The sequence below is a fragment of the Psychrobacillus sp. FSL K6-1267 genome, assembly GCF_038003265.1.
GTDB classification, from domain to species: Bacteria; Bacillota; Bacilli; order Bacillales_A; family Planococcaceae; genus Psychrobacillus; species Psychrobacillus faecigallinarum.
In genome coordinates this window covers 3,723,012-3,748,924 of sequence record NZ_JBBOOR010000001.1, presented here as the reverse complement: position 1 = coordinate 3,748,924, position 25,913 = coordinate 3,723,012, and the positions used below count along the sequence as shown (strand labels likewise).

Genomic DNA, 25,913 nt, shown 5'->3' with positions numbered 1-25,913 from the left:
AAAAACATTACAGGTGTAAAGACAGGGGATAATTATGACAGCAGTTCTAGAAAAAAATACAAAGAAGGTAGAAAAACCATTATCTAAAAATAAATTGCTTGGTATAGCAGGACTTGCGTGGATGTTTGATGCAATGGATGTGGGAATTCTCTCATTCGTTATTGCTGCATTGGCAAGTGAATGGGCATTAACACCAAACGAGATGGGATGGATAGGTAGTGTAAACTCCATTGGGATGGCTGTAGGTGCTCTTGTATTTGGAGTATTTGCTGACAAGGTAGGCCGTAAGAAAATATTTATGATTACATTAATTTTGTTCTCAGTAGCTAGTGGGCTATCTGCTTTAACTACCACGTTATTTGCATTTATGGCATTACGTTTTCTTGTAGGTATGGGGCTTGGTGGAGAACTACCTGTAGCATCTACTCTAGTATCAGAAAGTGTAGCAGCAAAGGAGAGAGGACGTGTAGTTGTTCTTCTTGAAAGCTTCTGGGCAGCAGGTTGGATTGTTTCAGCAGTAATTGCCTATTTTATAATTCCTGAATATGGCTGGAGAGTTGCACTATTGATAACTGCTTTACCAGCCTTTTATGCTATTTATCTGCGTTTGAAGTTACCTGATTCACCACAATTTACATCAAAGAATACGGAGACTAGATCAATAATCCAAAATATGAAAGATGTCTGGTCAAAGAAGTTTGCTAAGGCAACTTTAATGCTATGGATTGTATGGTTTACGGTGGTGTTCTCCTACTATGGTATGTTTTTGTGGCTTCCAAGTGTAATGGTCATGAAGGGTTTTTCACTTATCCAAAGCTTTGAATATGTACTCATTATGACTTTGGCTCAATTGCCTGGTTATTTTTCTGCCGCGTGGCTCATTGAAAAAGCAGGACGTAAATTTGTATTGGTTACTTACTTATTAGGTACTGCAGCAAGTGCATTTGTTTTTGGTTCAGCAGAGTCGACTGCTATCTTAATCGCATCAGGAATGCTGCTATCCTTCTTTAACTTAGGTGCTTGGGGAGCTTTATATGCATACTCTCCTGAACAATATCCTACAGTTATTCGAGCAACTGGATCGGGGATGGCTGCTTCAGTCGGTCGTATAGGAGGTATTCTTGGACCATTGCTAGTTGGTACATTAGTGACTGCAGGCTATGAAATTGGCTGGATATTCGGTATTTTTTGTATCGCTATCGTTATTGGAGTAATCGCAGTTATATTCTTAGGTACTGAGACAAAACAAATAGAATTAGAATAAGAGTAAAGCTGCTCCCTAGGGAGCAGCTTTTTATTTGTCTCCGAGTTAAAACATAGTACAATAAATATGACTCAGGAAAGGGGAATTATAAATGGAACGATCTAGACATAAAAAGGTATTAATAATTGGTTCTAGTGGAGCGGGTAAGTCGACTTTTTCTAAACAGTTAGCAAAAAAGTGGAATTTGCCATTAATTCATTTAGATTCCCTTTATTGGAACGAGGGGTGGGTTCCTACTCCAAAAGATGAGTTTATAGAAATAGTAAAAGATAAGCTGGAAGAAGAACAGTGGATAATGGATGGGAACTTTAAGTCTACGCTTGAGTGGAGAACAGAGTATGCTGATTTAATCATATTTTTGGATTTCCAACGAACACTCTGTACGTATCGAGTATTAAAGCGAGTATGGATGCATCGAGGGAAGACTAGAGACGATATGGCTTTAGGATGCAATGAAAAGCTAGATTGGGAATTTCTCCGATTTGTATGGAGCTTCCCTAAGAAAGTGCGACCTGCAATATTAAATGTCTTAGAAGATGCGTCCACTCAAAGAGACATATGTATCTTAAGGAACCCTAAGGAAGTAAAGGCCTTTTTAGACACTGCTCGGACAACAAATGAAAATATAATAGGGGTGCATACTAATGAAAGACAAAATATTAAGTGACAGGCAAATAATCGAGTTTATTCCTCCAAATGCAGATATTATTCTGCCTTTAACTAACGGAGAACCACATAAACTTTTAGATATATTAGAAGAGAATGCAAATGATTTAATAAACGTGAAGGTGCATCAGCTACTGTCATTAAAGCAACGTCCCTATATGGAAGGGGCTTTTCCTGATAAGTTAAAGCATGTTTCCTACTTTTTGAGTGGAGCAACAAGAAAGAACTTTCATCAGGGCCTGGTAGACCTAGTACCAAACAACTTTCATGAGATGCCGAGGATTTTAAAAACATCTACTAATCTTTCCATGATAATGGCTGTTGCATCTCCTATGGACGAATTCGGTTATTTTTCACTCGGGACCCAGGCGGATATAGTGAGCGAATTTATTGGGTCGGTACCTTTCATATTAGAGGTTAACAAGCATATGCCTCGAACATTTGGTCAAAATCAAATCCACATTAGTCAAATACTTGGTTATGTAGAGAATGATCGTCCTTTGTTCGAAGATGTAGCTCCGCCAATTGTAGAAAAGGATATTAAAATTGCTGAGTATGTTACAGAAATGATTAGTAATGGGGACACCTTACAAATCGGGATTGGTTCTATACCGAATGCAGTTGTCAGCTTACTTAAAAATCATCGACATTTAGGAATTCATACAGAAATGTTTGTAGATGGTATAGTCGATTTAGTGGAAGCTGGTGCAATTGATGGTACACAGAAGTTCACGAATAAAGGAAAAATAGTGGCGACCTTTGCTCATGGATCCAAGAAGCTATACGACTTCCTAGATAACAATCCTTCGGTAGAATTCCTACCAGTTAGTGTAGTCAACGATCCAAGGGAAATTGCTAAGGAGGAACGAATTGTCTCTATAAATGCAACTACCGAGGTTGACCTTTATGGGCAATGTGCCTCTGAAACTGTAGCTGGCAAATATTATTCATCTTCTGGAGGACAAGCTGATTTTGCAAGAGGTGTAAGGTTTTCCAAAGAGGGAAAAGGCTTTGTATGTATGACATCCACCGCAAAGAATGATGAAATTTCTCGTATTAAGCTTTCACTGTCACCGGGCTCCATAGTAACGACTTCTAAAAACGATATCGATATGATTGTAACGGAATACGGTGTAGCTAGTATGTTCGGTCAGCCAATTTCTAAGCGAGCAGAGCAATTAATAGCAATTGCTCACCCTAAATTCCGAGAAGAACTAACATTCGAAGCGAAAAAAATGGGGTTTATCTAATATGAAGCCAATCGAGCCATCTTTTTTTCATCAACCTACTTTAGAATTGGCAAGGGATTTAATAGGAAAGTATATAGTTCATGAGCATGAAAGTGGTCTTCTGATTGGTAAGATAGTTGAAACCGAAGCGTATATGGGGGCAGAGGATCAAGCAGCTCATAGCTTCGGTAATCGTAGAACTAAGCGAACGGAAGTAATGTTCGGAGAGCCAGGCCATATTTATACTTATCAAATGCATACCCATACGCTGATTAATGTGGTGGCAGCCCCGTTAGGCACCCCTCATGCGATTTTAATACGCGCTGTAGAGCCTGTAGAAGGGTTAGAACAGATGAAGGAAAATCGGCGTGATCTTCCGATGAAGCAATGGACGAATGGCCCTGGAAAGTTAACGAAGGCAATGGCGATTACAATGGAGTATTACGGGCATCATTGGAGCAAAAAGCCCTTGTATATGACAGAGGGAGAGAAGGCTATATCTATCTCTACCGGTCCAAGAATTGGTATAGATAATAGTGGAGAAGCAGTACATTATCCTTATCGCTTTTGGGAAACTGACAACCCATATGTATCGAAAATGCGTTAAAAAAAGAGTAAGTAAAAGACCGATCACAAATGTGGTCGGCTTTTTTAGTTACAATTTTTTCAGAGTTTCCTTACCTCTGACAGACTATATAATTTAGATTAAGTTAATTTAGCCAAATTACTTTATCATTCCATATTTGATTGTAGCGGAATGCGGCGACTCCTGCGGGATAAGGGAGGCAGATAAGACATCACAAACGACGGTGATGGTTTATCGCTCCCCCGCGGAACGCGTCCGCCTAGAGCGGAGATCACTCACTAGGAGACATGCTTTTCTTATTCTATTATTCTACCCATATAGTATTCATCTACGTATTGGCCGTTAATCAGTAAGGAGTTTTTTCTTGTTCCTTCCTTTTCAAAGCCTGCCTTTTGATAGAGTTTGTGGGCAATAGCATTCTCTTTGATAACGGAGAGCTCCAGCTTAGTAACTCCTACTTCCTTTGCCCACAGAAACGCCCTATTAATAAGAGAAGTAGCAATACCTTTTCTAGAAAATTGCTTTTTTACTCCTACTACCAAGGAGGCGCGATGTCTTGCTCGTGGAGCATGCGTACCTTGAAGTAATATAAAGCCTGCAATCTGTCCATTCATAATGGCCAGAAAAAGAATAGAATTAGACGAGGTTTTCCAAGAGGTCATCCTTTTTCTTATTTGCTGAACGGTCATTTGAAAGTCAGATTCTCCATATAGCATGAAGTCTGTTTCAGAAAAAATAGCTTCCTGGAGATTGATGAATGGTCGAGCATCTTCCAGCTCTGCTTCTCGAATAACTAATATATCTTGTTCTTTGTCATCCTCTTCATCTTCTATCTCTTTGCTCGAATGAAAAATGACCGACTTTCCTAGCTCAACGTCCTTAACAGAATATCCGTTATCTATCCATGCAAAATAGTGTAAAGCAGGGGGTTTTGTTTTTTTCCACCAACTACTACTTAAGTAAGCTGCATTTGGTAGCGCTTGACCGATGATAGCCTCAATTTCTTCATATGTAAGAATAAATTCTTTTTTAATACACTTTTTAAAGTAGTTAGATAGGGGAATATACTTACTTTCAAATTGTTTAACCATTATAAATTTATCACCCATTTCTATTTTTAAAATAAATATAGGCTAATTATAGCACTCCTTTTTGACTAAGCATATATCTAAAAGCATGTTAATTGGTAAAATAATACCTAAAAAAGGTGCTACTTCACTAGGGAGTAGCACCTTTTCATATTGGTTTTATTAAACTTCTTTTAAATTTAAATTTAGCGCAGGTCCAAAGAACTCATAGTGAATATTATCTTTTGCTAAGCCAATATCGAGTAAATGATTAATCATCGCTTCCATAAAACCGACAGGACCACATACATACACATCTCCATCTAGATGCGCATACTCTTGAATGATTTCTTTCGTTATATATCCATCTCCTTCTTCTGAATAGAGAGTTTTATAAGTGCCATTTTCCAAAGATTCCATTAAAGAGCGAATATCTTGGTCAAAGGGATGTAAATTTTTCGTACGAGCACTATAGATAAAGGAAACTGCACGTTCTGGCTGACTTTTGGCAACTGTTTCAAGCATACTCATCATAGGTGTGATTCCAACACCTCCGCTGATGAAAGTAACTGGAGTATTTCTTTCTTTACTAAGTGTAAACTCCCCAGCAGGAGCGCTTACCTCTACCTTATCTCCGATATTTAAATTTTGATGCAGATGTACTGATACTTTACCTTCGGGATTGTTTTCATCTTCTTTTTTTACTGAAATTCGGAATGATTTCAAGTCAGCGGCTTGGGACAAACTATATTGTCTATTTAACAAATATTGTTCACCTGGGATATTTACACGAACTGTAATATACTGACCAGGCTCATATGAAGGTAAGACAGACCCATCTGCAGGCTGTAAATAGAATGATGTAATGTTATTGCTTTCCTTTACTTTGTCTATAATGATAAAGTCTTTAAAAAATCTCCAGCCTCCTTCTTGAGTTTCGGCCGCTACGTACATTTCTTCTTCAATTCCTATAAAAGCATCAGCTATAACTCCATATGCTTCAGCCCATGCGTTAATAATTTCATCAGTAGCCGCATCACCTAAAACTTCTTTAATCGCTTTCAATAAATATTGCCCGACAATTGGATAGTGTTCAGGCTTAATCCCTAGGCTGACATGCTTTTGCCCAATTTGTTTAACTACTGGGATAATGGCAGCTAAGTTATCAATGTGAACAGCTGCAGCATAAACAGTATTAGCTAGAGCATTTTGCTGGCGACCTTTTTCTTGGTTTGCGTGGTTGAAAATATTTAATAGCTCTGGATGGGCTTCAAAAAGATTTCGATAGAATGTAGTAGTAATTGCTACTCCGTGAACTTCTAGGACTGGAACGGTAGATTTGACTATATCAATAGTTTTTTGTGATAACATATGCGTTTGCACATCCTTTTAGTATTTAGCGCTATCAATGTTTAATCAATTGAAATATTAGCGCTTTGTTTTTATAAGTTCACCATACTCCTCTTAAAAATTAAAAGCAATATCTAAAATACTTCTTTTATTTTTTGTAAATAAACAGTCACATTTCTTTCACGAGTTTGTCATAGTAGGTATAATGGAGTGAATGGCGGTGTTAGTATGAGAATGACAATGTATACAGACTTTTCCCTTAGAGTATTGATCTATTTAGGAGCTAAAGACAAAGGGGAACTTTCAACTATTAAAGATATTTCAGAAGCATATGGTATTTCTAAAAACCATTTAATGAAAGTGACCTATGACTTAGGAAAACTTGGATATATCGAAACGATTCGTGGCAGAGGTGGAGGTATCCGTTTGGCTATGAGGCCAGAGGATATTAATATAGGACAAGTTGTAAGGAAGACGGAGGATGATTTCCATCTAGTAGAATGCTTTGACTGTCAGGCAAACCGGTGTGTGATTACTCCAGCTTGCGGGTTACGTAGAGCACTAAATAGAGCCCTCAAGGCGTATCTAATGGTACTAGATGAATATACATTAGCGGACTTTCTCAATAACAAGGATGTATTAGCAAATTTACTTTTTAATGATAGACAAGATATATGATAAAATAAGTTCGGAAATAGATTTTTAGGAGGATTACTTATGGAAAAAGTATTAGTTTTTGGACATCAAAATCCAGATACAGACACAATTACTTCTGCGATTGTATACGCTTATTTAAAGAATGCTATTGGGGTAGAGGCAGAGGCAGTTCGTTTAGGTGAATTAAATAACGAAACTAAATATGCGCTTGAAAAGTTTGGGTTTGAAGCTCCACGATTGATAAAAAATGTAGAAACTGAAGCAACAAAAGTAATTCTAGTAGATCACAATGAAAAACAGCAAAGTGCTATTGGAATAGAAGAAGTTCAAATTACAGAGGTTATTGATCATCATCGTATTGCTAATTTTGAAACGGCAGATCCTTTATATTATCGTGCAGAGCCAGTAGGGTGTACAGCTACGATAATCAATAAAATATTTAAAGAAAAAGGTGTCGATATTCCATCTAATATTGCAGGATTGATGTTATCAGCTATCGTTTCGGACACATTATTATTTAAATCACCAACATGCACAGAAGAAGATATTACAGCTGCACGCGAGCTAGAAAAAATGGCAGGAGTAAACGTTGAGGAGTATGGACTAGCTATGCTAAAAGCAGGGGCTGACCTTAGCGATAAGAGCCTAGAAGACCTACTTTCCCTGGATGCAAAAGAATTTAGTATGGGAGAGCATAAAGTAATCATTGCTCAAGTGAACGCTGTCGATGTAAATGATGTGATGGGACGTCAGGGACAATTAGAGGAATTAATTAACCTTGAAATTCAAGAAAAAGAATTAGACCTCTTCTTCTTCGTTGTAACAGACATATTAAATAACGACTCTGTTGCTTTAGCTTTAGGTAAAATGGCGCTAAAAGCAGAGACTGCATTTAATGTAACATTTGTTAATAATGTTGCGCTTTTAAAAGGCGTGGTATCTCGTAAGAAGCAAGTAGTACCAGCGTTAACAGAGGCTTTAGCTGAATAAATTAAAATATAAAAACTTCCTAGTAAATTTACTAGGAAGTTTTTTTTATAATTATTTTCTTCTAGGTAACAAATCATTTTAGGAAGAAAATAAATTAATCGAAGGATAATTGTTATTTATAGTTCGAATAGGGTATATACCATAGAGTATAAAAATTGGAGGTAAGAAATATGAGTTGGATTGAAACCATTGTGGATGGATTAAACAATGTGTTATGGACTTATATATTGATTGCTTTGCTCATTGGAGCAGGGTTGTATTTTACAATTAGTACGAGGTTTGTGCAATTTCGTTTATTTGGTGAGATGTTTCGCTTAATCACAGAAAAAAAAGAAGATAAAAGTGGAGTTTCTCCCTTTCAGGCATTTACAATTAGCACAGCATCCCGCGTAGGTACTGGTAATATTACCGGGGTAGCTTTAGCAATTGGTATAGGAGGACCTGGGGCTGTTTTTTGGATGTGGGTCATAGCTATTATCGGAATGGCTACGGCTTTTATAGAAAGTACTTTAGCGCAAGTATATAAGGTAAGGGATGGAGATAGCTTCCGAGGTGGTCCTGCTTATTATATTGAAAAGGCATTAGGTAGTCGTAAACTTGGAATAGTTTTTAGTATCCTATTAATCTTGTGTTTTGGCTTCATATTTAATGCAGTGCAGTCTAATACAATAGCTGCTTCAGTAGGGGATGTATTTAACATTCCTCCATACATTATCGGGATAGTATTAGTGTTACTAACAGCAATTATAATTTTTGGCGGAGTACATAGAATTGTCAGTGTCACCCAAATAGTGGTACCTGTAATGGCAGTATTCTATTTGGCTATAACACTTTTTGTAGTTATTACTAATATTTCAGAAATTCCAGCAGTATTCAAACTAATTATTACACATGCGTTTGGCCTAGAGGAAGCAGTAGGAGGAACAATTGGTGCTGCAATCATGCAAGGGGTTAGACGAGGATTATTTTCGAATGAAGCAGGTATGGGTAGTGTACCAAATGCTGCAGCGACAGCAAGTGTATCTCATCCGGCAAAACAAGGGCTTGTTCAAAGTTTAGGGGTATTCTTCGATACCATTATTATCTGTTCAGCAACCGCATTTATTATCATTTTAGCTGGGCTCTATAGTACTGGGGAGGATGACGGTGTCATCCTGACTCAAAATTCCTTGGCAGTACATGTAGGTGAATGGGCTCCTTATTTTGTGGCCATAGCAATTATTTTCTTTGCCTATAGCTCTGTTATGGGGAACTATTACTACGGAGAAACTAATATAGAATTTATGAATGCTGGCAAGGGCTGGCTTACTGCCTATCGTTTTCTTGTATTAGGAATGGTAATGTTCGGCTCCCTTGCACACGTTCAGCTTGTTTGGACCCTAGCAGATTTATTTATGGGTTTAATGGCCACAATGAATATAGTAGTCATTATACTTTTAGGTAAAGTAGCCTTTAAAGTATTGGATGACTTTACAAGGCAACGAAAAAAAGGACAGGATCCAACATTTTATGCAAAAACAATTCCAGGTCTGAAAAACACAGAATGCTGGGAAGAGGAAGATAGATAAAGAATAAGTCTGCTTTTCCTTAAGGGAAGCAGGCTTTTTTGTATCGTACAAGCTAGGGAAGTAGCAAGTAACATTCTACATTCCTTATCAACTATCTTAACGACACGTTTTGTTCTAGTATGTGCGGGTACAAAAAGTTTAAGAGAATTAATGTACCTTTACCTTTATCTAGCATTGACCAAAATGAGAACGTAAAAGACCTACAAGCAGTATAAAAAACAACTAAATAAACATCTCTTTCCATTTTATATTCGTTTTAGTTGAATAAAGTTTGCTGAATAGATAGAAACTAGTAACAAGGAGGAAAAATGATGACAAAAACAATTTTACCCGGGAACTCAGAGTCCTATTGGCTATCTACCAATGATCTTCCGTTTTTTCCAAAACTAAATGAAAATATAGAAGTTGATGTGCTGATTGTGGGAGCAGGTTTAACAGGAGTAACAGCAGCATATCTATTAAGCAAGAGTGGAAAATCAGTAGCTGTTATTGAGGGAAGTAAAATTTTAAATGGTACAACAGGTTTTACTACCGCTAAGGTAACAACCCAGCATGGACATGTTTATCAACAGCTTATTGATACTTTTGATGTTGAGAAAGCACGACTATATTATACTGCACAAAATGAGGCACTTAATTTCATAGAACAAACTGTTTCCGATTTAAATATTAAATGTGATTATGAAAAAGTACCTGCTTACATATATGCGGATACCGAAAAAGGGGTAGAAATTGTAAGAAAAGAAATGGATGCCTATCAGAAGATAGGGATTGGTCCTGCTTCATTAACAAAAGAAACAGAGCTTCCTTATGAAGTAAAGGAAGCCCTCAAACTAGAAAATCAAGGGCAATTTCATCCAGTAAAGTTTGCAAAGGCATTAGTGGACTTTTCTATCGAGAATGGTGTCCATTTTTTTGAGGAGACACGAGCCAAAGACCTTAATTTAGAAAATGTAGTAGAAACGGTTGATGGTCACAAGATTAAGGCGAAAAAAATTCTCGTTTGCAGTCACTTTCCTTTTAATGATGAAAACGGTTTGTATTTTACACGTTTAGAATCAAATAGATCCTACGTAGTAGCTGCTCCTGCCGATAAAAAGTTTCCAAAAGGGATGTACATTAACGTAGAACAACCAACTAGATCGATACGCTCTACGCTTGGTTCTGACGGTAGAAGATATATTCTTTTAGGAGGTGAAGGTCACGTAACCGGTAGAAATGAGGGAGACACCACTGCGAACTATGAGGCATTAGCAGCTTTCGGACGTGAAAAATTTAATTTTGAACAGTACAATTATCGATGGTCTGCACAGGATTTGGAGTCATTAGACAAGGTTCCATATATAGGTGCAATGACTTCAAGCAAGCCAAATGTATTAGTTGCAACAGGATATCGCAAATGGGGAATGACTAATAGTATAGTCGCCGCTAAAATTATGGTAGATAACGTATTATCGAAAGAAAATGGGTTCTCAGAATTTTTTTCACCTACAAGATCTAAAATGAAAAAAGAAGATATTACTAAATTTACAAAAGCCAACGCTAGTGTAGCGAAGGAGTTTGTTAAAGGCAAGACAGAAAAAGTAGATCTTCAGCTAGAGGATTTAAAAGAAGGCACAGGAGATATTGTAAAAGTAGACGGGAAAAAGGTAGGAGCCTACAAGGACCAGGATGGAAAAGTGTATTTAGTAAAGCCTGTATGTACACACATGGGATGTGATGTAGCTTTTAACAATGCAGAAAGCTCGTGGGATTGTCCATGTCATGGTTCCCGTTTTAATTACAAGGGTGAAGTGTTAGAGGGACCTGCGTTTGAACCATTAGAAAAATTAAATTAGCTGTTTCTAAGAGCGTCGGAAACTAGCTTAAAAGTCGAGAAAGAGGAACCATACTTTCTCGGCTTTTTTTGTCTTTTTAACTTTCACCTATTGTCTTCCTAAAGTATATCGATTAAAATTATCGATATACATGAAGGGTGTGAATGATATGAAAAGGAGAAGAGGTTTCGTGCAGCTGGCTATCCTTCATTTGCTTGATGAAGAGCCGAAGCATGGATATCAAATAATGAAGGAATTAGAATATCGCTCTGGTGGCTTTTATTCGGCAAGTGCCGGAACAGTCTATCCTGCATTACAGGAGTTGATGGAGCAGGAAATGATTGAGTTACTACCTGATACAGGTAAGAAGATATATTCTCTAGGGGTCAGAGGCAGAACTCGCCTAACCGAACATTCCAATAAAAAAAAGAGTGATTTTTGGGAAGACTGGAAGGCTAGATGGGAATGGCAAAATTCAGAGGAAGCAACCCAACTAAAAGAAGTGATCGATCAATGGGAAAATGAACTAAGAAAGGCGATTAAAGCCTCAAGGAAGGATAAAGATAGTACTTCCAGGCTTATTGAATTTATTCAAGATACGACAAAACAATTACAAAAAGAAATACAAAAGAAAGGAGAGGAAACATGAAGTCTCTACAAAAGCTACTTCAATATTTAAAGCCATATACTCTTTTTGCCATATTAGCCCCTCTCCTAATGTGTATAGAAGTGGCAATGGACTTACTTCAACCTACAATTATGCAGCATATCATAGATAACGGGATTGCACAGAGTGACAATGCTTATGTTATCCAGATGGGATTATTGATGCTCGTCACTGCATTTGTAGGTTTAATAGGTGGAGCTGGGTGTACGGTTTATAGCTCTAAGGCTGCAGTCAATTTTGCTGCAGATATTCGAAGAGATGTTTTTCGAAAAACACAGCAGTTTTCTAGCAGAAATACTGACACATATAGGGCAGGAAAGTTAATCACGATTGTGACAAATGATGTCACTTCTGTCCAACAAGCTTTAATGATGACACTTCGCGTATTTGTAAGGGGCCCACTTTTGTTCATAGGCTCCGTTATTATCGTATGGGTCACAGCAAGAGAGTTATTCCCGGTCTTACTTGTAACCATTCCTATTTTGATGGCATTCATTTATTTCTTTTCTTCTAAAACTGGAAAGCTCTTCGTAAAGGTCCAAAAAGCTATGGATAAGGTGAATACTAAGCTGCAGGAGACCTTCTCTGGAATTCGAGTAATTAAGGCATTCAATCGGAAGAATTATGAAATGGATTCCTTTAAGGATGTTAATGACACTTTAACAAAAAGAAACATGGCGGCGGAACAAGTCATTCTATCCCTTATGCCCGTAATGTTATTTGTAGTTAATGTTGGGGTCGTTTTTGGTATGTGGATGGGTGCTATAAAAGTCGATGAAGGGACTATGCAGGTTGGGGTCATACTTGCTTTTATCAATTACCTTAACATTATTATGAATGGCCTTATATCTAGTAGCCATGTATTAATGCAAATCACCCGTTCCTTTACTTCTGCTAATCGTATTCAACAAGTGTTAGAAACGGTAGTAGATATTCAAGAACCATTAAATCCAATACATACTAGCGACATAAAGGGTTCGGTAGAATTTGACCAAGTTAACTTTAGCTATAGTAAAAATGGAGAGTATGTCTTAAAAAACATTTCCTTCTATGCTGGCGCTGGAGATACAATCGGTATTATTGGTTCAACAGGAAGTGGTAAGTCTACATTAGTAAAACTTATATCCCGGTTATATGATCCAGACACGGGTACCATTCGAATAAGTGGAAAAGATTTAAAGGATTACTCGCTGGAGGAATTGCGAACTTTAATAGGTTTTGTTCCTCAAAAAGCAACCTTGTTCTCTGGTACGATTGAGGAAAATTTAAGCTATGGGAAAGAAAATGCAAATCCAGATGAAATGGAGTTAGCTGCTCGTTCAGCGGCAGCATATGAGTTTATCGAGAGATTGGATAAAGGATTCAATCATGAACTCATGCAGGGTGCAACCAATCTATCTGGTGGGCAAAAACAGCGTCTTTCTATGGCTCGAGCATTCATCCGCCATCCTAAAATACTTGTTTTTGATGATTCAACTTCAGCTGTAGATGCATTATCGGAAGCTGCTATTCAAAAAACGTTAAGAGATCACTATGGAGAAACAACAGTTTTTATCATTTCTTCAAAGGTATCTTCCATTATGGATGCCGACCAAATACTAGTGATAGATGATGGAATGATTGAAGCAGCTGGTACGCATGAAGAGCTTCTTCAAACGAGCCAGGTGTATAGAGATATTTATGAGACACAAAGTGGGAAGGGGGTTCTATCAGATGAATAAAGCATCTACTCCACCACCAAATGCCATGGGCCGAGCGAGAGGGCCGAGAGGATTCGGAGGACCAGTTGTTAAAGCAAAGGATAGCAAGGGTACGATCAAACGAATATGGCGCTATATGGAAAAGCAAAAAATAGCATTGATAGCAGCCAGTGGCCTTGTCATTATTTCGACCTTGCTGAATTTGCTGGCCCCATATTTGATAGGGGTAATTATCGATGATTATATTATTCCAAAGGATTTAGATGGCACTATTCGATTCTTAATATTTTTAGGAATAGTATACATTGCTTCTTCCGTTTTCACATGGCTCCAAACATTTTTAATGGTACGTGTATCGCTAAAAACTATTCAAACACTTCGACAAGATTTGTTTAACAAGTTCCAAACGTTATCATTGCGCTTTTTTGATAAACGGACACATGGAGATCTCATGAGTCGAGTCACGAATGATATAGAGAGTCTTAATAATGCATTGAGTCAAAGCGTTATTCAAATATTTTCATCTGTTCTGATGGTAGCCGGCGTTACGATTGCTATGTTTGCTTTGAACTGGTTATTAGCTATAGTAGCACTACTAATCATACCGCTTATCATATTTACAACGAAGAAAATAATAAAATATAGCAGTAGTAACTTCATTAAGAGACAGCGTGATTTAGGAGAGTTAAATGGTTTCATCGAGGAGTCAATTTCAGGTAATGAGGTAATTACCCTGTTTGGTCAAGAAGAAAATACATTTAATAAATTTTCCGTAGTGAATGAGCGTTTGAGAGGATCAGCAATGGCTGCGGATACAGTATCAGGTTTTCTTGGGCCTATTAATAACTTTATAAATAATCTTGGGTTGGCCCTTATTATTGGGGTTGGTGCGCTTATGACTGTTCAGGAAATGGCTACCGTTGGGATCATTGCAGCTTTTGTTACCTATTCCCGACAGTTCTTCCGTCCGATTAACCAATTATCTAACTTACTAAATACTTTTCAATCCGCAATTGCTGGGGCAGAGAGGGTATTTGAGATTATGGATGAATCCCCAGACATGGTGGATAAGACAAATGCCATAGAAATAGAATCATTGAAGGGTACTGTAGAATTTTCTCATGTGAATTTCTCCTATGAAAAGGGAGAATCTATCTTAAGGAACATTAGCTTCCAAGCAAAAGCAGGAGAGAAGATTGCGCTAGTTGGTCCGACTGGTTCTGGTAAAACAACCATTATAAATTTACTAATGCGCTTTTACGGTATTGATTCTGGAAAAATTGAGATAGATGGAATTGATATACAAGACTATAAAGTTAACAAGCTACGTGAAAAAATCGGGATTGTGCTTCAGGATACATTCTTGTTTTCAGGTACGATTATGGAGAATATCCGATATGGGCGATTAGATGCTTCTGATGACGAAGTAGTTGAGGCTGCTAAGCTAGCATCAGCACATGGGTTTATCAAGCATTTGCCGGAGCAGTATGAAACACTCATTACATCAGGTGGATCGAGCTTAAGCCAAGGCCAAAGACAGCTACTGGCTATCGCTCGAGTGATTTTGGCTGATTCCGATATACTAATATTAGATGAGGCTACTTCTAGTATAGATACGAAAACAGAGATTGAAATACAACGTGGACTAAATAGATTATCAGAAGGACGAACTAGCTTTGTAATAGCGCATAGGCTAAAAACAATTGAAAATGCAGACAGAATCTTAGTAATTCATCAAGGTGAGCTTATTGAATCAGGGACTCACCAGGAATTATTGCTGAAAAAAGGCTTTTATTTTGAGCTATATGAAAGTCAATTTAATATATAAAAGGAAAAGTTCTCTGGGGATTGTCAATGGCCTCAGAGGACTTTTTTAAAATAAAAGTAATTTAGTACTAGCAACTTTAGGGTGGTAAAGTAAAATATAAGTCGAATTATATAAAAAAAGAAAGGAATATTAGTATGAAAGTAGCGATAATTTTTCACGTTTAAGTGCTATTTTCAGAAGGTACTTTCACAACTTAAAGATATGGCTTTTAACATAAAAATATACAATAATTAAGATAAGAAAAAAAAGGAATAGAGGTGAAAAAAATGGAGAGAACGTTTTCAGTCAAACTATTATTTGAACATATTTCCTCGCCTGAATCTATGCCTAATAAAACATTTGAAGAAACGATAAACATCGTTCGAGCACCTCGATTCGAAGATGTAGATCGTTTAGTAAAGGAACATTTTAAAGACGTCACTTATACCAATGCCTTTGGAGAAAAGACAGTAATAAAATTAGTGATGATTCTTGATGTTTTCGAAATGGTTGATAAAATCGAAGAATCATTAGAATTTGCGGAAGTCTACAGTCACCATATTATTTTAGACGAAGCAGTACAATTAGATAGAACCTATTGAATAGATTATCAAAAAAGGTCCCCAGTTCAGAGAACTGGGGACCTTTAAGTTATATTATAGTGCCTTAAATCCAGGTTTGATTGAAGTGATTTCTGGTTTAACGTCTACTGCAACTTCTGCAGTGATGGAAACTGTTGCAGTAAAAAGGCCTAAAAGGCACAATACACCAATGATAAATTTTTTCATGATAATTCCTCCCAACTGGTAATATTTAATTGTTTAAGTTGATAATTAAAAGCAGTCTGATAGTATACAGTAGCTAATTTATATTGTTTGTCTTCAGCAAGTTTTTTTGCAAAAACATTAGCATAAATAAAACAGTATTTATATTCTTGATTTGTTTCAAAATATTTTAAAATAGATTTAAAAGTATTAATATAATCTTTTTCTTTATATAAAATAGTTCTATACACTACAAAATGATTATAATAAAATATTTTATTCTTTTCGGACAATAATTCAACCAATTTAAGTCCTTTTTCCAACCATTTAATAGCGTTTTCTATATCAGAAGTCTTATTATATTCTTTCAATATAGTTAAAATTGTTACTATATTATCATCTGGGTTTGAATTTTCATTTAAGCTATTTTGGAAATGTATTAAGGCTTGCTTGTGGTTTTTTAAGAGAGAGTGGCATGCACCAAGATTATGTTCTAATTTTCTTTTAAACTTCGAAGATTCAATTTTAGAGCTGATGTCTTTAGCTTTTTCAAAAGTTAAAACAGCTTCTTTAATGACTCCAGTATGTTTTTGGGCTATACCAAGGATAATTAAACACTCTATAGATCGTTCAATTAGTATTTCTTGATTAAAGTAGGATAAGGCTGATTTTACATAGTCAATTGCTAATATATATCTTGACTCAGAAAGGACCGCTAAGCTAGTAATATAATACAATTCTGCCATTTCCCAATCTTCCATGCGATAGCTTTTGATAAGGGTAAAAATTTGTGTCAGTGTCTCTGATGCCTGTCGAAATTGATTGTTTTGATAAGCTATAATACCTTGAATTGTTGAAAGATAAAAAAGTTGTTCAGTATCCATTTCTTTTTTAAATTCTTCTAAGATTGCTAAATTTGTATGAATTTCGTTAGCGCAATTAGGTAACATAAGCATCAGTCTTGTTTCCATTACTAGAAGAGTAAGTCTATTAGGTTCAAATGGATGTTCCTCTATGTAAATATGGACATCTTGATATAGACTTTTTGCTTTTTGTTTATCTCGAGAGTTTATGACTGATTTAAAAAGTGATTTGAAGTACGATAATTTTGCTTCATCACCATCATTATTTAATGCATCTAAAGGCACGTTTAATCGTTTTAATAAGTGTTGCTGTATATCCTCACTAGGGATAACTAACCCATTTTCTATTCTACTTAAGTAAGAAGGAACGCAAATACCTGAAGCTAGATACTCCTGCTTCATATTTTGTCTTTGGCGTTCTAATTTGATTAGCTGCCCTATATTCACCTAATTCAACCCCCCTCGAGTAGGATCTTAATAGGAAACAAAATCAGATACTATAATAAAGATAGCATAAAAAAACTGAAAAAAGTATAGAATTGAATTATTATGAAAGTGAACAGCGAAATAGGTCAAAAAAGTGAGGTTTTCTTCGTTTACTTTCATAAAATAGTTATGTTTCTTTTAAATTTTGTTATTAATTGGATTTAAATTGAATTAATTTTACTACAGTGTTTCTTTACTAAGATAGTAGTTTAGAGACTTCAAAGTAAAATATTTACATTATAATTTTGTTTTTTTAGGTGAATTTTGAGGGTTAAGTAATTTTATTCACAATCTACTAAAAATATTACTGATGGTGTTTATGTGATTATCAAGACAACCCTTGGCCTTGAGTGAATTCTCTATACAACTCATGGTGATTTATTAATTCCTCGTGTGTACCTTTGCCTGTAATTTTCCCTTGTTCTAAGAAGAATATTTGATCTGCATGGATAATAGTAGCTAAACGGTGAGCGATGATTAGAGTGGTGCGACCTTTCATCAGCCGTTCTAAAGCTTCTTGAACAAAAGTTTCTGATCCACTATCTAAGTTTGAGGTAGCCTCATCCAACAGTAGTATCTTAGGATCATGTAAAAGGGCTCTCGCAATAGCAATTCGTTGTCTTTGTCCACCTGAAAGCTTCATACCTCGTTCGCCTACCAATGTATCGTATTTGTCTGGTAACTCTTCGATAAAGGAAGAGGCATTTGCCGATTCTGCTGCAGCTTTAATTTTTTCCATGGAGGGAATATCGGTCATTCCATAAGTCATATTGGACAAAATCGTTCCACTCATTAAAGGACTCTCCTGTGAGACGTAAGCCATCTTCGAACGCCAATCTCTTAAAGAAAGTTCTTGGATAGGAGAGTTGTTAAAATAGATAACACCATCGTTTGGCTCATAAAACCTTTCAAGTAAAGAAAATATAGTTGTTTTACCTCCACCACTTGGACCTACAAAGGCGGTAACTGTACCTGGTTTAGCTTCAAACGAAACTCCGTTAATGACTTTTTTGTCTTCTCCATACGAAAAATGAACATCCAGGAATGTTATAACACCATCCTCCAATGGTTTGTTTGCCTCTTGTTCAATAGGCTCACTTTCCATTTTAAATATCTCTTGAATACGTTCTGTTGCTCCAACCGCCTTCTGAAAGGAGGTAAAGAAAGTGGCCATTTGAGCAAAAGGAAATATAATTTGGACAAGATAGAAGATAATAGCAACAAGATCTCCAGCGGAGAGATTGCCATTAGAGACCTGTAAGCCTCCATAGCCTAATATGACCACTAAAATTCCCATCATTATAAGTGTCATTAAAGGGGATATGAATGCCTGGATTTTTGCTTCCTTTAAACCGAATCGATATAAGCTATGAATGGCTTCTCCGCCACTAGCTGTTTCGGTACGTTCTGCACGATATGATTTAACGAGTCTTATCTCAGAAAGTACTCTGCCAAGCAATCCAGAAAAAGAGGCCATTTCTTTTTGAGTAGCCTTAGCTACCTTATGCATCTTGGAGCCAAGAGGAATCATAATTGCCATGCTTAATGGTACGCTAATCAGCATAATCAGTGTCATTTTCCAATCGATGAAAAATAAAATAATAACTGAACCAATTATCGTTATTATGCCTGACACAAAATTGACTAAATGGTCGGTAACCAATGATTTTAATGTGGTCGTGTCCTGTGTGATACGACTCATTGTCTCACCGCTTTCATGGCGATCATAATAAGGGACGGGTAGATGGAGAACCTTACTCCACAGTTTCCTTCTTAAATCAGCAACTACAAACTCACCAATGTAAGATAAGAGATAATAGGAGAACCCTCCGAATACCGCCTGCAATATAAATACACCCAATAATATGAGAATAAGTGTCCAGTTGAAGGAAGCAGAGGTTAAAGAATCAACCAAGGTTTTAGTTACTAAAGGTACAACTAGACTAATGACAGTGCTCAATAAGGAAAGGACTATTGCTAAAATAGCCATTTTGATTGGCCATTTTAAACTCTTCAGTAATTGAAAAAAGTTTTTAGTGGATGAGGACATCCTAAACACTCCTTTCTTCTTTGTAAATTTTTAAAGAAAAAAATCGTGCAAACAGTGAGTTGCACGATACTTATAATGCCTTAGTCTCTGCTTTAGGTCTCTTTTGTAGTTCTACAACTAGCGGATCCGCAGACATTTCTAACAGACTAGCTTGTTTGTTTTGCAATTCTAATCGCATTTTTTCCGTTTCTAATAGGAAATTGTCATATCTTAATTTTTCTAGTTCAATTTCGTCCTTGATTACTTTAGATTTCATAGATTGCATTTTGCGTAAATGGGTTGTCCAAATTGCGGTTAAAGGGATTGAAAAAACCATCACTACAGCAACGAATCCAATAAAAAGTCCAAAAAAGTCTTCCATGTTATTTCCTCCTATTTCTTTTTCCCTAGTATATACGAAAAATAAAGAAAATAGTTTCCAATTAGTAAAGTAATTTCAAAAAAAGGAAAAGCTATTCTATTAGGTGTGTATCGACCATTAGAATAGCTTTTCAAGATTTTCTATTTATTTAGGTAGGCCCAAGCGTATTGAGCATAAAGCTCTGCTCCTGTTGCAAGTGCATCCTCATCGATATTAAAGTTTCCGTGGTGGTGGGCCCATTCTGTATCCTTTTCTGGATTTCCACTTCCTACAAGGGCAAAGCTTCCAGGTGCCTTTGTTAAAAATGCTGAGAAATCCTCTCCGCCCATAGTAGGCTTTTCGTTATAAACTGAATCAGGGCCAAATGCTTCAGCCGCAACCTGTTGAACAAGTTTTGCGCTTTCTTCCTCGTTATCTACCGCATCAGTTCCACGTGTGTATTCTACCTCTGCTGTCGCTCCGTAAATAGCCGCCACGTTTTCAGCATACTGGGTAAGGGATTTTTCAATAAAATCACGAGTTTCGGGATGGAAGGTACGAACAGTTCCCTCAATCTCTGCATTTTCTGCAATTACATTGAACCTCGTACCAACCACCATCTTTCCAATTGTTAGTACTGCCGGGCTTTGCGGGTCGATTGTCCGCGATACGACTGTCTGAACATTCATCACAAAGGAAGAAGCTACAAGAGCAGCATCAATACATGCCTCAGGTATCGCCCCATGTCCACCGCGTCCTTTAAATTTAACTGTGAAAAGATCTGCTGCTGCAAACGAAGGGCCAGGTGTGCAGGATACTTTGTTGGTCGGCATTTGTGACCAGATATGTATACCGAAAACATTGTCCACGCCTTCCATAGCACCCTGTGCTACCATAGCTTTAGCACCCTGAGCGACCTCTTCGGCAGGTTGAAAAAATAACCGAACATTCCCTGGCAGCTGATCCTTCACCACTGATAAAGCCTTGGCAGCGATTAATAGCATGGACGTATGAGCATCGTGTCCACAAGCATGCATTTTTCCATCTGTCTTAGAAGCGTAAGGGACGTCATTTAGCTGCTGGATGGATAATGCATCCATGTCACCTCGAAGAGCCACTGTCTTTCCAGCGGGATTTCCTTTAATCTCTGCTATAACACCAGTCGGATTGGTTTTTCGATAGGAGATTCCTAGTTTTTCTAAATAATCACAAACAAATTCCGTCGTTTTAAACTCTTCAAATGACAATTCAGGCTCACTATGCAATGTTCTGCGTAATTGGACTAGTTCCTTACTATTGTTTTTTATAGATTCTTTAATTTGATTGTTTATCATGCTGTCCCTCCGTTAGTCGTAATGCTGTTTCATATAAAATAGTTGCCCCTTTAGCAAGATCGTTTACATCGGACCATTCCTCTGGGCAATGGCTTAATCCATCTCTGCTAGGGATGAAAATCATTCCACAAGCTGTGTAATCGGAGAAAATCATAGCATCATGTCCTGCACCACTGTTGATATGACAATAGGGAATGTCAAGTTTCTCGCAGGTTTCAGTTAAAATAGTACCAATATTTTCGTCCATCATTTTTGGAGTAGTATAAAGCAACTGCTCTATAGTAGTTCGTATGGTTGGGGTGGTCTTAGATTCAATCAGTTGCCTCACTTTACTAATCGAGTACTGAACATTTTTTTCATCTCCAGAACGAATGTCTACTGAAAAAATCACTTTGTTTGGAATCACATTGGAACCGTTAGGGAAAACTTCTAGCTGACCTGTTGTAATAACTGTTCCATGTCCAATTTCCTCAGCTAGCTTTGGAAATGTTGATATTATTTCGGCTGCTATTACTAATGCATCTGCCCTTCTGTCCATAGGGGTAGTACCTGCATGGCCGGCCATGCCTTGGACAGTGACTTCTAGCTGGGTCAGCCCCACGACTGCATCAACTACTCCAATGGATATATTTTTTTCCTCCAGAATAGGGCCTTGCTCAATATGTAGTTCCAAGAAGGCTTTAATTGATTTTGGGTCACGGTATTTTTCCTTTGTACAATCCAAGCCAATACTAGTCATAGCTTCTTTTATAGAAATACCGTCTTTATCAACGAGGGCTTGAAAATCTTCCTCTGACAATAATCCCATCATTCCCCTTGAGCCCATTAATCCTCCACCATAGCGAGTTCCTTCCTCCTCAACCATGGCAATAATCTCAAGCGAGTTAACTGGTTGGATTTGCTGTTCCTGATAAAGAGCTGCGACCTCTAATCCTACTATTACACCAGCAGCTCCGTCATAAGCCCCTCCGTTTGGCACGGAGTCGAAATGAGAGCCAACTAAAACAGAGGGGGCTTCAGGGTTAGAGCCTACTAATTTACCAAATATGTTACCTAAGCCATCCTCCGATACAGAGAGGTTATATTCTTTCATTTTATCTTTAATATAGTTTCTAGCATCTAAGTCATCCTTTGAATATGTAAGTCTAGTCACTCCAGCTCCAGGAGTTGCTGTATATTCACTTAATAGGTTAATATGCTGTTCAATTCTTTGCTGATTGGCTATCATTCTATCACTCCTTATAAAAATCCTACGAAAATACCAGCTAGAATAACAGATACAACAGTTACACTGATGAATCCTCCTACTAGCATTGGAGGAAGCATGTGACTAGTTAAAACTTCCTTTTCCTTCTCGTCCTCTGTTAAAGCCTTTATAACTTCATTTGTAATGATGTAATCAGCAGGGAAACCGTATAAAGCAGTTAAAGAAACAGCAAATGCCATGTTTTTGCTTACCTTTAAAATTTTCCCGATGATAAAGGAGAATATGTACATTCCAATTACACCTAGAACGATTGTCCCCACCAAAGGATAAAGAATTTCCATGATCATGGAAGGTGTAGCATTTTTTAAAGCATCGAAAACAAATAGCATTAAAACAAGAATACAAATACCAAAGCTATTTGCCTTTTGAAGTACGTTACGTTCTAAGAATCCGACACTTCCAGCAATAATGCCAAATAATAAGCAGAGAACAAAGGGACTAATTTCTACAATAGGATTTAAAAGAGTAGAAACTCCATATGCAAGGAACCCGACAAACGCTAATCTAAATAGCTTGAAGTAATCTGAATTGTATTTGGTAGGTAAATTTTTAAACATTTTAAGTTCTTCTTTTGAATCCTCAGTTGAATTTTCTAGTTGCCCAGCAATAGTTAATTTTCCTTGACGGAACTTGTTAAGTAGATCCTTTCCTTCTTTTTTGAGAACAATTGAGGTGAGGGGATACCCTGCAAATCCCTGCATAACGTAGATAACGATTGCAAATACAGACAAAGTTGTAAGTCCTGCATTTGCCGCACCTTCTGACATGATTAATGCAGATACAACGCCACCAACTAATGGAGGGATAGCTACCACAACAGTTTCAAAATCAAACAATAGAATTCCAATCGTGAATAGAGCGACAATTATACCTAAAATACCAGCTAATGATATTAAAATAGTTTTCCATTGTTCCTTTAGCTGTTGAAGAGAAAGAAGTGTTCCCATATTAGTGATTAGCAGGTAAATCATCATAGTTGCAACTACAGGTGGTACTCCTGCTATAGATACGATTTCCTTAGGGAAAAAGGTCCAATAGCCAATGATGAAAAGGACGGCTGAAACAAAAACAGAGGGGATCCAGGCCTTTGTTCGAGTGGAGACCAATTCTCCAATAAATAAAATAGCAATAACTATAACTAAAGCAAGCATTTGCGGCATAATTTTCCGTCCTTTCTGACAATAAAGAATAATCAATACATTAACATAAAACTTTATCGGAATAAAGTATATAATATATTTCAGAATAATTAATTTATTAATAAAATTATGTAAGTGTTTTCATTGAGAAATATAAAAAAAGGCATTTCCATTTCTTATGGAATGCCCTTTTTTCATAAATTTTTTTATTCAGCAGGATTCAGTTCTAACTCTACTGTAATTTTAATATCTTCTCCAACTAATACGCCGCCTGTTTCAAGTGCTTGGTTCCAAACTAAGCCAAAGTCTTTGCGGTTTATCTTAGTCTCTGCCGAGAAAGCAACTACTTCTTGCCCCCAAGGATTTTTGCCTTTACCACCATACTCAACCTCGAATGTAACTGGCTTAGTTACGTCTTTAATCGTAATGTCACCTGTTACATCGTATTCGCCTACGTCAGTAGTTTTAATATCTGTTGCTACAAATTTAATATTTGGATACTTTTCAGCATCGAAGAAATCTTCTGATCGTAAATGATTATCACGATCCTCATGATTAGTATTAATGGAATTAACGTCAATATTAAAATTAATTTCTGCACCTGTTAAGTCTTCAGCAGTTCCTTCTAAATCAGCAGTGAAGTTAGTAAAGCTTCCTTTTACCTTAGAAACCATCATGTGTTTTACAGAAAAATCGATACTAGAATGTGCTGCGTCCAAGTTAAATTTTGTCATTTTCATTTCCTCCTATAAATCTATTTTTATGGCTCCATCATCTAAAAGATGGATGTGGACTCAAATATTTTATATTTGAGAGTCGTGAGCAACTTGCTACAAGTTACTTTATGTAAGTAACTATAATTTAATAATATGATTACGTCAAGTAATTTAATTACTTTGGTTTTACAAAAAATATGAAAAGGCGTATAATGCGTAGTGATAGAGGTGAATTATATGAAAGAATTATCATTGTGTCCGCGACTTTCCAAGGCTATGGAGTTGTTAGGTAAAAGATGGACAACTTTAATTATTTATCAATTATTAGATGGCTCTAAAAGATTTAATGAAATAGAGTCTTCTCTTCCTATTAGTGGACGTTTGTTGTCTGAACGATTAAAAGAGCTTGAGAGAGAAGGTATTGTTCAGAGAACTCTTTTTTCTGAGGTGCCAGTTCGAGTAGAATATAACCTAACTGACAAAGGAATGGCCCTTAAAAATGTTATAACTGGGATTGAAAATTGGTCCAAGGATTGGTTATAATAATAAACTTGAAAATTTATATAGGAAAACGCATACTATGTAAGGTGACAGGTTAAAGAAGAAAGGATTGTCTTTTTTGAACAAACAAGTATGGTACCAAGACTTAATTACAAAGCTAGACCCAAATAATGTAAAAATAGATGAATCACTTCATGTACACACGATGACACGTATGGGTGGCATGGCTGACTTATTTGTTACACCTGAAAATGAGGATGAAGCAGCTTTCATAGTTGATTACACTCATAAAAATAAAATTCCTCTGTTATTGTTAGGCAATGGTTCTAATATGGTTGTAAGAGATGGGGGAGTACGTGGCATTGTTCTTTCCTTAGAAAAGCTGAATAAAATCATTATTGAAGCTAATCATGTATATGCTGAAAGTGGTGCTGCTATTATTGATGTTTCTAAAGCAGCTGCGAAGGAATCATTAGCAGGATTAGAATTTGCGTGCGGTATTCCGGGAACAGTTGGTGGAGCAATGGCTATGAATGCTGGAGCTTATGGCGGAGAAATCAAGGATATAATCTTGCAATGTACCGTTCTTACACCTAGCGGAGAAAAACTTATTCTTTCAAAAGATGAGCTGGAGTTAGAGTATCGTAAAAGCATCATTACGAAAGAGGGCTACTATGTGTTATCGGCGGAATTTGAGCTGAAACAAGGAAATCCAGAGGAAGTAAATGCAAAAATCGCTGATTTAACCTTTCAACGCGAATCTAAACAACCATTAGAGTATCCTTCTGCAGGAAGTGTCTTCAAAAGACCACCAGGATATTTTGCAGGTAAGCTAATTCAAGATAGCGGGATGCAGGGTAAAGGGTTTGGTGGAGCAGAAGTATCTACCAAGCATGCAGGTTTTATCGTCAACAAAAACAATGCAACAGCAACAGATTATATTAATACAATCGAAATGGTTCAAAAAGCGGTGCGTGACAACTTCGGGGTGGAACTAGAACTAGAAGTTAAAATCGTTGGTGAGAACAGTAAATAATATAAAACAGGTTCTATGAATATACATAATTCATAGAACCTGTTTTATT

General features: G+C 36.8%; 24 protein-coding genes. 14 read left to right on the top strand and 10 right to left on the bottom strand.

Annotated elements, in window-relative coordinates; genetic code table 11:
* Nucleotides 1–34 precede the first annotated feature (34 nt).
* The 4 genes from MHB55_RS19210 to MHB55_RS19195 all read left to right on the top strand — a co-directional run bounded on the left by MHB55_RS19210 (nt 35) and on the right by MHB55_RS19195 (nt 3,766).
* Nucleotides 35–1,264, top strand: coding sequence for an MFS transporter (locus MHB55_RS19210; protein WP_144539485.1), 1,230 nt, complete (start codon nt 35–37; stop codon nt 1,262–1,264).
* A 91-nt stretch (nt 1,265–1,355) separates the two neighbouring features.
* Nucleotides 1,356–1,931: a DNA topology modulation protein gene (locus MHB55_RS19205; RefSeq protein ID WP_151112411.1), complete on the top strand. Its 576-nt coding sequence runs from the start codon at nt 1,356–1,358 to the stop codon at nt 1,929–1,931.
* Nucleotides 1,909–3,180, top strand: a complete 1,272-nt coding sequence (locus MHB55_RS19200; RefSeq protein WP_144539489.1) for an acetyl-CoA hydrolase/transferase family protein — start codon at nt 1,909–1,911, stop codon at nt 3,178–3,180. The genes MHB55_RS19205 and MHB55_RS19200 overlap by 23 nt, the downstream gene beginning before the upstream one ends.
* 1 nt (nt 3,181) lies before the next feature.
* Nucleotides 3,182–3,766 carry a DNA-3-methyladenine glycosylase gene (locus tag MHB55_RS19195; protein ID WP_340863844.1) on the top strand — a complete coding sequence of 195 codons (585 nt, stop codon included), beginning with the start codon at nt 3,182–3,184 and terminating at the stop codon, nt 3,764–3,766.
* 275 nt (nt 3,767–4,041) lie between these two features.
* On the opposite strand, the gene MHB55_RS19190 is transcribed toward MHB55_RS19195, so the two are convergent.
* Complete coding sequence (locus MHB55_RS19190; RefSeq protein WP_340844955.1) at nt 4,042–4,836, bottom strand: GNAT family N-acetyltransferase; 795 nt, start codon at nt 4,834–4,836, stop codon at nt 4,042–4,044.
* A gap of 159 nt (nt 4,837–4,995) precedes the next feature.
* Nucleotides 4,996–6,183 (bottom strand): NO-inducible flavohemoprotein, encoded by a 1,188-nt coding sequence (hmpA, locus tag MHB55_RS19185; RefSeq protein WP_340863843.1) that lies wholly within the window; start codon nt 6,181–6,183, stop codon nt 4,996–4,998.
* Nucleotides 6,184–6,390: 207 nt separating this feature from the next.
* Between hmpA and MHB55_RS19180 the strand changes: the two genes are divergently transcribed.
* From MHB55_RS19180 to MHB55_RS19145, 8 genes are all read left to right on the top strand, one after another.
* Nucleotides 6,391–6,840: an Rrf2 family transcriptional regulator gene (locus tag MHB55_RS19180; RefSeq protein WP_144539496.1), complete on the top strand. Its 450-nt coding sequence runs from the start codon at nt 6,391–6,393 to the stop codon at nt 6,838–6,840.
* 39 nt (nt 6,841–6,879) lie between these two features.
* Nucleotides 6,880–7,809, top strand: a complete 930-nt coding sequence (locus MHB55_RS19175) for a manganese-dependent inorganic pyrophosphatase (RefSeq protein WP_144539498.1) — start codon at nt 6,880–6,882, stop codon at nt 7,807–7,809.
* A 170-nt stretch (nt 7,810–7,979) separates the two neighbouring features.
* Nucleotides 7,980–9,377 carry an alanine/glycine:cation symporter family protein gene (locus tag MHB55_RS19170; RefSeq protein WP_151112423.1) on the top strand — a complete coding sequence of 466 codons (1,398 nt, stop codon included), beginning with the start codon at nt 7,980–7,982 and terminating at the stop codon, nt 9,375–9,377.
* Nucleotides 9,378–9,688: 311 nt separating this feature from the next.
* A complete protein-coding gene (locus MHB55_RS19165) occupies nt 9,689–11,215 on the top strand; it encodes an FAD-dependent oxidoreductase (protein ID WP_340863842.1) in 1,527 nt (508 codons plus the stop codon).
* 148 nt (nt 11,216–11,363) lie between these two features.
* Complete coding sequence (locus tag MHB55_RS19160) at nt 11,364–11,843, top strand: PadR family transcriptional regulator (RefSeq protein ID WP_340863841.1); 480 nt, start codon at nt 11,364–11,366, stop codon at nt 11,841–11,843.
* Entirely contained in the window at nt 11,840–13,582 is a 1,743-nt protein-coding gene (locus tag MHB55_RS19155) for an ABC transporter ATP-binding protein (protein ID WP_340863840.1), read from the top strand. Before MHB55_RS19160 ends, MHB55_RS19155 begins: the two co-directional genes overlap by 4 nt.
* Before the next feature lie 25 nt (nt 13,583–13,607).
* Nucleotides 13,608–15,389 carry an ABC transporter ATP-binding protein gene (locus MHB55_RS19150; protein ID WP_340863986.1) on the top strand — a complete coding sequence of 594 codons (1,782 nt, stop codon included), beginning with the start codon at nt 13,608–13,610 and terminating at the stop codon, nt 15,387–15,389.
* A gap of 266 nt (nt 15,390–15,655) precedes the next feature.
* A complete protein-coding gene (locus MHB55_RS19145; protein WP_144539510.1) occupies nt 15,656–15,970 on the top strand; it encodes a DUF4288 domain-containing protein in 315 nt (104 codons plus the stop codon).
* 54 nt (nt 15,971–16,024) lie between these two features.
* Here MHB55_RS19145 and MHB55_RS19140 read toward each other — a convergent pair whose 3' ends face one another.
* The 8 genes from MHB55_RS19140 to MHB55_RS19105 form a co-directional block, all read right to left on the bottom strand.
* Nucleotides 16,025–16,156 (bottom strand): hypothetical protein, encoded by a 132-nt coding sequence (locus MHB55_RS19140; RefSeq protein ID WP_340863839.1) that lies wholly within the window; start codon nt 16,154–16,156, stop codon nt 16,025–16,027.
* Nucleotides 16,153–17,442, bottom strand: a complete 1,290-nt coding sequence (locus MHB55_RS19135; protein WP_340863838.1) for a helix-turn-helix domain-containing protein — start codon at nt 17,440–17,442, stop codon at nt 16,153–16,155. Before MHB55_RS19135 ends, MHB55_RS19140 begins: the two co-directional genes overlap by 4 nt.
* Before the next feature lie 367 nt (nt 17,443–17,809).
* Entirely contained in the window at nt 17,810–19,531 is a 1,722-nt protein-coding gene (locus tag MHB55_RS19130; RefSeq protein ID WP_151112438.1) for an ABC transporter ATP-binding protein, read from the bottom strand.
* Between the two features lie 70 nt (nt 19,532–19,601).
* Nucleotides 19,602–19,892 (bottom strand): hypothetical protein, encoded by a 291-nt coding sequence (locus tag MHB55_RS19125; protein WP_151112440.1) that lies wholly within the window; start codon nt 19,890–19,892, stop codon nt 19,602–19,604.
* Between the two features lie 140 nt (nt 19,893–20,032).
* Complete coding sequence (locus MHB55_RS19120; RefSeq protein ID WP_151112442.1) at nt 20,033–21,205, bottom strand: amidohydrolase; 1,173 nt, start codon at nt 21,203–21,205, stop codon at nt 20,033–20,035.
* Entirely contained in the window at nt 21,186–22,433 is a 1,248-nt protein-coding gene (locus tag MHB55_RS19115) for a Zn-dependent hydrolase (protein WP_151112444.1), read from the bottom strand. The genes MHB55_RS19120 and MHB55_RS19115 overlap by 20 nt, the downstream gene beginning before the upstream one ends.
* 11 nt (nt 22,434–22,444) lie before the next feature.
* The gene (locus MHB55_RS19110; protein ID WP_340863837.1) at nt 22,445–23,632 is read right to left on the bottom strand and encodes a hypothetical protein; all 1,188 of its coding nucleotides are present in this window, start codon (nt 23,630–23,632) and stop codon (nt 22,445–22,447) included.
* Nucleotides 23,633–23,817: 185 nt separating this feature from the next.
* Nucleotides 23,818–24,345, bottom strand: coding sequence for a YceI family protein (locus MHB55_RS19105; protein WP_151112447.1), 528 nt, complete (start codon nt 24,343–24,345; stop codon nt 23,818–23,820).
* A 219-nt stretch (nt 24,346–24,564) separates the two neighbouring features.
* Between MHB55_RS19105 and MHB55_RS19100 the strand changes: the two genes are divergently transcribed.
* Together MHB55_RS19100 and murB are read left to right on the top strand one after the other, a co-directional pair.
* Nucleotides 24,565–24,870 carry a winged helix-turn-helix transcriptional regulator gene (locus MHB55_RS19100; RefSeq protein ID WP_144539527.1) on the top strand — a complete coding sequence of 102 codons (306 nt, stop codon included), beginning with the start codon at nt 24,565–24,567 and terminating at the stop codon, nt 24,868–24,870.
* 76 nt (nt 24,871–24,946) lie between these two features.
* A complete protein-coding gene (gene murB, locus MHB55_RS19095) occupies nt 24,947–25,864 on the top strand; it encodes a UDP-N-acetylmuramate dehydrogenase (protein WP_151112449.1) in 918 nt (305 codons plus the stop codon).
* Nucleotides 25,865–25,913: the final 49 nt, after the last annotated feature.

Excerpts from the sequence above, each read along its gene's own strand:
- MHB55_RS19180 (WP_144539496.1), top strand. The coding sequence starts at position 6,391 with ATGAGAATGACAATGTATACAGACTTTTCCCTTAGAGTATTGATCTAT.
- MHB55_RS19160 (WP_340863841.1), top strand. The coding sequence starts at position 11,364 with ATGAAAAGGAGAAGAGGTTTCGTGCAGCTGGCTATCCTTCATTTGCTT.
- MHB55_RS19155 (WP_340863840.1), top strand. The coding sequence starts at position 11,840 with ATGAAGTCTCTACAAAAGCTACTTCAATATTTAAAGCCATATACTCTT.
- MHB55_RS19190 (WP_340844955.1), bottom strand. The coding sequence starts at position 4,836 with ATGGTTAAACAATTTGAAAGTAAGTATATTCCCCTATCTAACTACTTT.
- MHB55_RS19105 (WP_151112447.1), bottom strand. The coding sequence starts at position 24,345 with ATGACAAAATTTAACTTGGACGCAGCACATTCTAGTATCGATTTTTCT.
- MHB55_RS19100 (WP_144539527.1), top strand. The coding sequence starts at position 24,565 with ATGAAAGAATTATCATTGTGTCCGCGACTTTCCAAGGCTATGGAGTTG.
- MHB55_RS19110 (WP_340863837.1), bottom strand. The coding sequence starts at position 23,632 with ATGCCGCAAATGCTTGCTTTAGTTATAGTTATTGCTATTTTATTTATT.
- MHB55_RS19195 (WP_340863844.1), top strand. The coding sequence starts at position 3,182 with ATGAAGCCAATCGAGCCATCTTTTTTTCATCAACCTACTTTAGAATTG.
- MHB55_RS19145 (WP_144539510.1), top strand. The coding sequence starts at position 15,656 with ATGGAGAGAACGTTTTCAGTCAAACTATTATTTGAACATATTTCCTCG.
- MHB55_RS19170 (WP_151112423.1), top strand. The coding sequence starts at position 7,980 with ATGAGTTGGATTGAAACCATTGTGGATGGATTAAACAATGTGTTATGG.
- hmpA (WP_340863843.1), bottom strand. The coding sequence starts at position 6,183 with ATGTTATCACAAAAAACTATTGATATAGTCAAATCTACCGTTCCAGTC.
- MHB55_RS19165 (WP_340863842.1), top strand. The coding sequence starts at position 9,689 with ATGACAAAAACAATTTTACCCGGGAACTCAGAGTCCTATTGGCTATCT.
- MHB55_RS19150 (WP_340863986.1), top strand. The coding sequence starts at position 13,608 with ATGGGCCGAGCGAGAGGGCCGAGAGGATTCGGAGGACCAGTTGTTAAA.
- MHB55_RS19130 (WP_151112438.1), bottom strand. The coding sequence starts at position 19,531 with ATGTCCTCATCCACTAAAAACTTTTTTCAATTACTGAAGAGTTTAAAA.
- MHB55_RS19205 (WP_151112411.1), top strand. The coding sequence starts at position 1,356 with ATGGAACGATCTAGACATAAAAAGGTATTAATAATTGGTTCTAGTGGA.
- MHB55_RS19115 (WP_151112444.1), bottom strand. The coding sequence starts at position 22,433 with ATGATAGCCAATCAGCAAAGAATTGAACAGCATATTAACCTATTAAGT.
- MHB55_RS19120 (WP_151112442.1), bottom strand. The coding sequence starts at position 21,205 with ATGATAAACAATCAAATTAAAGAATCTATAAAAAACAATAGTAAGGAA.
- MHB55_RS19210 (WP_144539485.1), top strand. The coding sequence starts at position 35 with ATGACAGCAGTTCTAGAAAAAAATACAAAGAAGGTAGAAAAACCATTA.
- MHB55_RS19200 (WP_144539489.1), top strand. The coding sequence starts at position 1,909 with ATGAAAGACAAAATATTAAGTGACAGGCAAATAATCGAGTTTATTCCT.
- MHB55_RS19140 (WP_340863839.1), bottom strand. The coding sequence starts at position 16,156 with ATGAAAAAATTTATCATTGGTGTATTGTGCCTTTTAGGCCTTTTTACT.
- MHB55_RS19125 (WP_151112440.1), bottom strand. The coding sequence starts at position 19,892 with ATGGAAGACTTTTTTGGACTTTTTATTGGATTCGTTGCTGTAGTGATG.
- MHB55_RS19175 (WP_144539498.1), top strand. The coding sequence starts at position 6,880 with ATGGAAAAAGTATTAGTTTTTGGACATCAAAATCCAGATACAGACACA.